The sequence below is a fragment of the Streptomyces sp. NPDC002130 genome, assembly GCF_040296465.1.
GTDB lineage: Bacteria > Actinomycetota > Actinomycetes > Streptomycetales > Streptomycetaceae > Streptomyces.
The window spans coordinates 20,665-29,127 of the sequence record NZ_JBEOXI010000089.1 but is presented as its reverse complement, the minus strand read 5'-3'; the positions used below and the strand labels follow the sequence as shown (position 1 = coordinate 29,127).

5 protein-coding genes are annotated in these 8,463 nt (G+C 72.8%); 1 reads left to right on the top strand and 4 read right to left on the bottom strand.

Annotated elements, in window-relative coordinates; translation table 11 throughout:
• The 4 genes from ABT116_RS18720 to ABT116_RS18705 all read right to left on the bottom strand — a co-directional run.
• A partial coding sequence (locus tag ABT116_RS18720; RefSeq protein WP_351634541.1) for a hypothetical protein occupies window positions 1-517 on the bottom strand: 517 nt, incomplete at its 3' end.
• Complete coding sequence (locus ABT116_RS18715) at window positions 514-1,701, bottom strand: hypothetical protein (protein WP_351634540.1); 1,188 nt, start codon at window positions 1,699-1,701, stop codon at window positions 514-516. The genes ABT116_RS18720 and ABT116_RS18715, both read right to left, overlap by 4 nt.
• Window positions 1,698-3,332, bottom strand: coding sequence for a TolB family protein (locus ABT116_RS18710; RefSeq protein WP_351634537.1), 1,635 nt, complete (start codon window positions 3,330-3,332; stop codon window positions 1,698-1,700). The genes ABT116_RS18715 and ABT116_RS18710 overlap by 4 nt, the downstream gene beginning before the upstream one ends.
• Window positions 3,329-6,733: a WD40 repeat domain-containing protein gene (locus tag ABT116_RS18705; protein WP_351634534.1), complete on the bottom strand. Its 3,405-nt coding sequence runs from the start codon at window positions 6,731-6,733 to the stop codon at window positions 3,329-3,331. The genes ABT116_RS18710 and ABT116_RS18705 overlap by 4 nt, the downstream gene beginning before the upstream one ends.
• Before the next feature lie 233 nt (window positions 6,734-6,966).
• Between ABT116_RS18705 and ABT116_RS18700 the strand changes: the two genes are divergently transcribed.
• Window positions 6,967-8,451, top strand: a complete 1,485-nt coding sequence (locus tag ABT116_RS18700) for a hypothetical protein (RefSeq protein ID WP_351634532.1) — start codon at window positions 6,967-6,969, stop codon at window positions 8,449-8,451.
• Window positions 8,452-8,463: the final 12 nt, after the last annotated feature.

Sequence of the window (8,463 nt, the reverse complement as noted above, 5' to 3'; positions counted from 1 at the left end):
TGCCCGCCACCGCGTCCAGGTCGGCCCACGGCAGCGCGTGGAAGAGGGCCGGGGGCGGTGCGGTCTCGGCTGCGAGGCGGTGCAGCAGGGCGTGCCTGAGGTCGAGGCTCTCGGCGGCGAGGACATCCAGGACGTCCGGGTCCGCGGGCGGCGCGTCCCACCGCGTCTCGATCCGCGCGACCAGTTCCGTGCCAAGCGCGCCCGCCCGCAGGGGGCTGCCGTGATCGTCCAACTCGACGTAGGTGACGCCGCGCACGGGGTGGTGCAGGGCCAGGGCGGGGGCGGCTGGGCTGTCGTCCCGGTGGGCGGACACGCTCCTCCTCTGCCAGGCCGGATCCTGGAACACGGGGAGCGTGCGTGCGTCGGTCCGTTCGGCTCCGTCGTTCACGGGGCCGGTGATGCGCTGCGGTCCCGGCTCGTGCGCACCGGGGCCGGTGGTGCCGAGGCGGGCGACCCAGCGGGCCAGAGGCCGGTGCGGGGTGAGCGCTGAGCCGCCGGTCGCGGGTTCGCCGCTCATGCGGGACTCCCCAGCAGCGTCCTCAGCAGGCGTTCCACGCTCGGCCCCAGGGTGCTCGCCACGGCCGTCTGCCGGTCCGCTTCGACGCCGCCCAGGCATTCGTGGTGCAGGGCCAGCAGCTGCGCCCACGCCTGGTCGCCCCGCTCACGGACCCGGCCTGCCAGGTCGTCGGGGAACTCCCCTGTCCAGGCGAGCAGTTCGCCGGTGTTCACCGGGCCGTCGGTTTCCCAGCGCACCAGGAACTTCACCGCCCGCAGCGCCAGGGCGGCTTGGACCCGCGGATCGGACGACAGGCCGACCGGGGCGAGAACCCGCCTGGGGCCCGTCAGATGCGGCAGGCCGCGTTCGCCCGGGTCGAGGACGAGGTGGCGCTCGAAGTCGTAGAGGACGCTGTTCACCGTGAAGTCCCGTTGCAGGCTGTCGGCGACGAGGTCGGTGCCGGTGGCCGGGAAGGCGAAGCCGCCCGCACCCAGCCCCCGGTAGTCCATCAGCGGGGTCAGCTCGTCGTCGTCGAGGACGGTGCACACGAGGGTGTCGGGACTCACGGGGGTCCTCAGTTCGTACGTCTCACCGTCCTCCTCCAGCGTACGGCGGGCCAGTTCCGCGAAGCGTCCCGCCGGGGCGGTGCCCGTCAGGTCCAGGTCCCGGACCGCGTCCCGGCCGCGACCCGACAGCAGTTCGCGGGGTGCCCCGCCGCTCAGCCAGAGCTCGTGACCGGCGCCTCGCACCGTCCGGGCCAGTTGCGGGAGCACTTGCGACCAGGGGGCGGACCCGCCGGCCAGCAGGTCGTGCACGGCCGCCGGGAGACATCGGGACTGCCGGGCTGCGGGCACGACGAATTGCCTGTCCAGCCTGTCGTGAGGGAGCCGCTCGTCGCCGGGACCCGGAGGACGGAGTGCGGGAACAGCGCGCGGCGGGGGCGAGACGAGGCCGCCGTCGCCCTCCGTCAGCAGACGGTCGTGCGGGGCGCCCGCCGGTGTCCCCGGCTGCGGTGGCACATAGGCGAATCCCACGACACGGTCACCCCCCACCACATCGCCCGCCATGACCGGGCCGTCCGGGGCGCGGACCTCCTCGGCCGCCGGCGCGGGGGAGTACGGCGGGCAGTCGCGCCCGCAGTCGCAGCCCGCGTCCGGTGTCCCGTCCGCGACGGCGGCGCCCTCCACATCGTCCTTCGTCGTCATGGCGCGAACCTCCCCACCCACCGGGCCGTTCCGCCCGAACCCGTCTTCAGGTGCAGACGCTGCTCGAGCTCCGGTTCGTAGACGTAGCCGCTGTAGGTGTCGCTGTCGTAGGTGCCGCTGTCGACCACTGGAATGTCGAGCAGGGCGATGTCGTTGATCTGCGCGGCGGTGCAGGTGATGTCCCGTGCGGGTTCGTCGACGCAGCGGTGGGCGGCGAGTCCGGGAAAGACGATGCCGTTCTCGGTCCGGCCGGGGTGGCTGCTGAGCAGCCGCACCAGCTCGCGGCGGCCCTCGGAGGTCCGCAGCGCCGCCCGCGTCTCGTCGTCGCAGGGGTCGCACAACGCCCGCAGGCGTGCGGCGTCGTCGTCCTCGGCCGCGTCCCTGATGCGTTGCGCCAGCGCCCGCAGGTGCGCCGGGACCGGTTCGCCGCGGTCACCGGTCTTCGCCACCCGTGCCCGCTCGGGCTGTGCCACCGCGGCGGGTGCGGCCGCCCCCGCGGCCTCGGCCGGGGTGAAGACGAACGCCGACACCCGGGAGCCGAGGACATGACGCTCACCGCCCCTGTCGGTGAACACCAGATCGCCGAGGAGGGGGAAGGCATACTCGTCCGGCTTCTGCGGCTCGGGCCGCTCGGGTACCAGCAGCCGTGCGGCACGCCCCTGCCGGCCGTAGCCGACCGCCAGCATGCCCGAGCCGATGAAGCGCCACCGGCCGTCGCGCAGGTAGTACGACACGAAACGCCCGGGAGGCACGGCCTGGCATCCCGTCTGCGGCCCGAAGGACACCGTGAGGCCCCGGCCCGCCCAGGCCAGTCCGCTCACCAGGACCCGGTCCTTCAGCAGGGCGCCGGTCATCGCCGCGTCGGTGGGCCGATCCGGCTCCTGACGGCCCTTCACGCCGTACGCCGCGAGCCGCACGTTCCCGACGTTCCAGCAGGCCCCGCCGGAGTCGAACGACGCCCAGGCGATGCGCCGCCCGTCTGGAGACTGCTCGCCCTGTGCGAACGACGTGGGCGCACCGGCCGGAAGGAACGGCCGGACCGTCCCGGACCGGTCGGCGGACACCATCTCGAACTGGCCGCGTCCCGCCTTCTCCTCCGGCAGTGAATTGGCGATCGTCACCGCGTCCCGGCCGCCGGCGGCGATCGTGGCGTAGTCGGTGAGCGGGACGCTGAGCGGTGCGCGCCGGACCTTCCCGTCGCCGGCGAAGAACAGGAGCGCGTCGCCGTCGGCGGTCAGCGCCGCGGCCTCGTCGCCGAGGAAGCCGACTCCGTGGCACGGGCAGGGCGTTGACCGTAGACGGTTCGTGGCGACGTCGAGGCGGTGGATCCTCCGTCCGTCGGGGTTGTCGCCCTCCTCGTCGATCCATACCAGCGTGGACCCGTCGGGGGACCAGCGGACGTCGTCGGCCTCGGCTTTCAGCCGGGCCCCCCGCCAGGTGCGGCCGGTGGCGTCCGCCAGGACGATCTCGCCCGCGACCGGCCGGACGAAGGCGAGGACAGGAGCGCCGTGGGTCCGCTCGTCGCCGTTTCCGGCGTCGTCCCCGCCCGGCGCGTCACAGCCCGCGCCCACCAGCGTCGCCCCCACCACGAGGGCCGCTGCCCATCTCACCGCCGCGCGGAGCCGGTTCACTCGGACACCTCCTGGCACAGGTCGATGAACGGCACGGACTCGTCCACGTTCTTCTCCCACTCCTCGCGCGACAGCCCGCCGCCGGCCCAGTCGCACATCCGCTGCTCGGGCGAGCCCTCGGTCATCCTCCAGACGTTGACCGCGCCCGGTTCCTTGTGTTCGCGCTGGGGCGGCAGGGTGGCTCCGGCGAGATAGGCGCCGTTCGCGGACCACTGCACCTCGACCACGTCGGTGCCGTTGGTGTCGCGCAGCGGTGGCATCGTCTGCTGCCCGGTCCTGAGGTTGTGGACCAGGACCTGGCTCCCCATCGCCGTCGCCACCAGCCGGCCGTCCGGCGAGATCGCGGTGTCCCTGGCGAGTTCACCCGCGGGCAGGCGCAGGGGCGAGCGCAGCGGGGTGAGCTTCCTGCCGTCCAGCAGCCTGATGGTGCGATCGGCCCAGGAGAGGGTGACGATCCGGGCACCGTCGCCCGAGACCGACAGCCGTACGGCCTCCGGTGCGGCGACCGTTCGCAGTCGCTTCCGGGTCACCAGGTCCACCTGGACGAGCCGGGTCTTCTTCCCCTCGCCCTCGGTGAAGACGCCCGTCGTGCCGTGGATCGCCATGGCCGTGGTGCCCGGGGCGAGGTCGATGGTGCCCAGGCGCTGCCAGCTGCCGGCCGACCAGATGCCCACGTCTCCGCTGACGTGCCGGGCCACCAGCAGGCGGGCCTCCGGGACGAAGGCGACCTGGGTGACGATGCGTTCCTCCAGCTTCCGCCCGCGGTCCTGCTCGGGGGACATGAGGATTTCCTGGAGGTAGGTACCGTCCCGCTTCCACAACGTCACCGCGCCGAGTCCCCGGCTCTGCCCGACGGCGGCCACGTACTTGTCCGACAGCGCGAGGGAGTTGATGTACGCGGCCGAGGCCGGGTAGTCGACCACGGGCTCGTAGGAGGATCCGGCGGCACCGGAGATCTCGGACGCGGAGTCCAGGTCGATGGTGTAGGCGCCTTGGGAGCTGTTGGTCGTGAAGTCGGTGAGGAGCAGGGTGTTTCCCGGGCCGAAGGCCATGCCCGTGGACGGGCTCGCCGGGGGCAGTGCCCGCTGCACCGGTGCGTCGGCGAGGACGGTGACCCGGTCCTCACCCACCGCCACGACGGTTCCGTCATCGGCCCGCACGGCCGCCACGGACCGCCCCCCGCTCGGTGTGGCCAACTGCTCGGCACGGCTGCCGAGGGCGGGTCGTACGTCGATCACCGCCGTGCCTTCCGGACCGGCCACCACCACGTCGTCGCCGTCCAGCTCCATGCCCGCGGGCCGCCGGGACACCCCGCCGAGACGGTCCGTGATCAGGTTGCGGCGGGTCCGGTCCCAGGCCAGCACCCCCTTGTCCACGGCCAGGGTCACCATGTCCTGGCTCGCCCGGACCAGCGAGGCGGTGCCGGGGACCCGGCCGGCCGGGACGACGTGCGACACCTTCTCCGTCCGGAGGTTCACGGCGACCACGTCGTTGGTGGTGAGGAGAAGGACGGCCTGGTCGCTGCCGCCGCCGGGACCGTCGTAGCCGGTGACGAGGTCCGCGCTGATCGCGGTCCGGTTCGGCCGCAGCAGGTCGCGGATCTTCTTGCCCGCGATGTCGCGGAGCCGTAGGCAGCTGGTCACCGTGCGGCTGACGGGGTCGATACCGGCCACGGCGCCGTCGTCCCAGACGGTGGTGACGGCGGAGCCGTTGTCCGTGAAGTCCATGCCGACGATCTCGCTGTACGGCCCGGTGCAGGAGGGCGCCTTAACGGTCCCCAGCGCCTCGGGCTTCCTGTCCGAGGCGTCGAACAGCCTGACGTCCCTGCCGTCGTGTGCGGCGAGGATGCCCGACTCGTCGCCGCGGACGAGCCCGGCCGCCCGTCCCTTCACCTCGGCGAGCCTGCGGCCCGACCGGGTGTCCCAGACCCGGATCGCGTCGTCGCCGCCCGAGGTGTAGGCCCGGTGACCGGCGGCGTCGACGGCCAGGGCACTGACGAAGGTCTCGTCGGCCACCCAGGTGCCCACGGTGTTGCGGTTGGCCTCCAGTACCTCCTGGATGGCGTCCTCGGCCTCCTTGTTCCCGGGGTCGATCTCGTACCCGGCCAGGGCCAGCAGCCCGGCCCTCCGCGGTTCGCTGCCGCTGAGACGGACGGCCTGCGCGGCGAGCTTGGCCGCCTGCGCCTTGCGATTGATCCTGTCGTTCTCTCCGGCCTCGAGGCCCCACGCGGCGAGAGAGACGACGAGAGCGGTCACCAGCACACCGGCCACCAGCCGTGATATCGCGCGGGTGTCGAGCCGGCGGGCCACCTTGGCGGCCTCGTCCACGGTGACCACCGTGACGACGGTGGCAGGACTCCTCTCGCGAAGAGCCTTCTGCTCGTCCCGCTTCGGTACGACGACCCGGTCACCGGACTTCAGCACACGGAGTTTGTTCTCGTAGCCGCCCACGGACTCGATGACGCGGGGGTTCGCGGCGGACACCGCGCCGACGACGGCCGTACGGGGATTGGCCCGGCTCAGCCGCAGCGGCCCGATCACGCTGCCCCGGGTCCTGCCCAGCTCCGTGAGCAGGACGGCGAAGGCCGCGCCGAAGGAGGAGTCACTCACGTGGTCGACGGGCCCGTCGACGTCCCGCAGTGACCAGAGAACGGCACCCTTCAGCTTCTCGGGCCGCGCGGTCTGCCAGGCGTCGTCGAGGGAGCCCCGGAACCGCTCGTCGCCGAGGAAGGCCGACATGGTCCGGGGATCGGGTAACAGCTCCGAGGGGAGCCCGCGCACCAGGTCCACCTGGAGCTGGAGGCGCGCGCCGTGGGTGCCGCGGTCGACGAGCACCGTCAGGCGGGGCCCGGCGAGTGCCTTGGGCAAGCCGCCCGCGAGAGCGAGCAACATGAGGGCCAGGTGCGCGCGGACCGAGTCGGCAATCCCGTCGGCGGCGAGCAGCCGGGTGATCCGCTCACCATGTGGTGCGCCGGCCGGCGCGCGCCACCCCGCCGCCTCCTCGCCGTCCGTCGACGCGGCGCCGCTGCGCAGCAGCCAGGACGTCCCGGTCCGCAGATGTCCTTCGGCGGCGTCGGCGTCCCCGGTCAGAGCCAGTCCGAGAGCGGCGTAGGCGCGTAACGCGCGGGCCGGTGCGGACTCGCCTTCCACCAGGGGCGGCTCCACGGGTTCCAGCAACCGCGTGTAGTTGTGGGCTTCCTCCAGCACGTCGTGCAACGGCGTGTGGCCGGCCATGGCGAGCCGCAGCGCCTCCGCGTCACCCTGGGCGACACAGTGCGTGAGGAAGCTCAGCGGCTGGCCCTCGCGGACCAGCCGGCGGCACAGAGCCCGTTCGTCGGTCCCGGGCGGCAGGCGGTGCAGCAGGTCGCGGACCGCGGAGGGGAGCAGGCGTTCTTCGGCCACTTCTGCCTTTCATGACTGCACGGTCAGTGGGAGGTCATCTTGGCACCGAGGCGGCTAAAAGAGGCCGGAACGACCGGAATTGAAAGACAGTCGGCTTTTCGGTCATGCGAATTCGATCACATACGCACCATCAGAAACAGAAATGGCAGCATGTGTCACAGGAATCGCGAGGGTCTGCCATCCTTTGCCGGCGCGTACGCCCGCTCACGAGCTGAAGGAGCGCAGTGGCTGCCATGCCTGCCCGCCGGAGCCTCCGGCACCTTCTGTGCCTGCTCTGTGCCGTGTTCCTGCTCGCTTCCTGCCAGAGCGGGCCGGACGACGACCGGCCCGGGCCCGACGTGGCCGCCGTGCGATGGCGTCAGATTCCGCTGCCCGAACTTCCCCCCGCCTTCTTCGGGGTGACGGCCCGCTCGCTCGTGGCGTCGAAGGACGGATTCCTTCTCGCGGTCCGTCCTGGGAGCGGCGGATCGGAGGTCTACCGCTCCAGGGACGGAATCTCCTGGCGGTTGCTCCGGCCCTCGGTGAAGCAGATGTCGACGGATGTCCTCGCCGCGCACGATGGTGACGTGATAGCCGCGGGCCGGCTGTTCCGGGACGCCGAGGAACTGCCGGCGGCCATGCGGTACCGCGGCGAGGGCCGGTGGGGGAAGGTGGAGCTCCTGCCCGAGGGGGAGGCGTCGAACGTCGTACTGGCCGCGGCCCGGGGACCGCACGGCTCGGTCGTGGTGAGCCACACCGGGGGTCCGTTCGAAACCGGCTCCGGCGACCAGAAGAAGGGCCGCAGCCTGCGCGTCTGGGCCTCGGCGGACACGGGCCCCTTCCGGGCGCCGTACGACGTCTCCTGCCCGCAGTGGCCCGACCAGGAGCCCGAAGTGGGCGCGCTTGCGGGCGAAGAGGGCTTCACGGTGTGGGCGAAGTGCGCGGACGCCTTCGGTACGTCGGCCTCCTTCACCCTGGAGAGCTCCGACGGTGAGACCTGGCGCAGGACATCCGCCCCCTCCGCGCCCCTGGCCGCCCGCGCGGGCACTCCCCGCCCCTCGGCCGGGGCCCGGGTCGGCCAGGTCGTCCCGGTGCCGGACGGATACCTCGCCCTGGGCTCGACCGAGACGTTCGCCCGGCTCACCGGAGCCCTGTGGTCCTCCGCGGACGGCCGGCGCTGGACGAAGGCGACCAGCGGCAAGGACGGCTTCCGGCAGTCGGTACGGATGGACGCCGCCGCCGAGTACGACGGCACCCTCCTCGCCTTCGGCACCGACCCGGAACCGGACGGGCACCCGCCCGCACGCACCCGGGTGTGGCTCGGCACCCCGCCCGGTCACCCGGCGCAGCCGATCCCCGCCAAGGGCGAAGGACTCCAGGCCGTCAAGGGCACTTGGAGCTGGGCGCAGGGCACCCTGAAGATCTCGGAGCAGGGCGAGTTCACCTACCGATACCGGATCATGCGTGACTGTGCCACCGACACGCCGCCCTGCGACGACGTGACCACCTCCACCTGGGGCGGGCTCGTCACCGGCACGGTGAATGAAGGTCCCCGGGGCGCCCTGCGAGGAACCGTGCGCTCCACCAACGCGACGGACCGCGGCCATACCCCCGGCGCCCGGGTCGCCATCACCCGCGAGCCCTACAACGCCGTCGGCCTCACCATCGGCGACTCGGTGGCCGGCATCTTCTGCCACCCGGGCAAGTACGACGAGCGCTGCCAGGACGTGCACGGCTGAGGACGCCGGGGC

What these genes read in the sequence shown, in the direction of transcription:
- ABT116_RS18715 (WP_351634540.1), bottom strand. Translation starts at nt 1,701, where the DNA reads ATGACGACGAAGGACGATGTGGAGGGCGCCGCCGTCGCGGACGGGACA.
- ABT116_RS18700 (WP_351634532.1), top strand. Translation starts at nt 6,967, where the DNA reads ATGCCTGCCCGCCGGAGCCTCCGGCACCTTCTGTGCCTGCTCTGTGCC.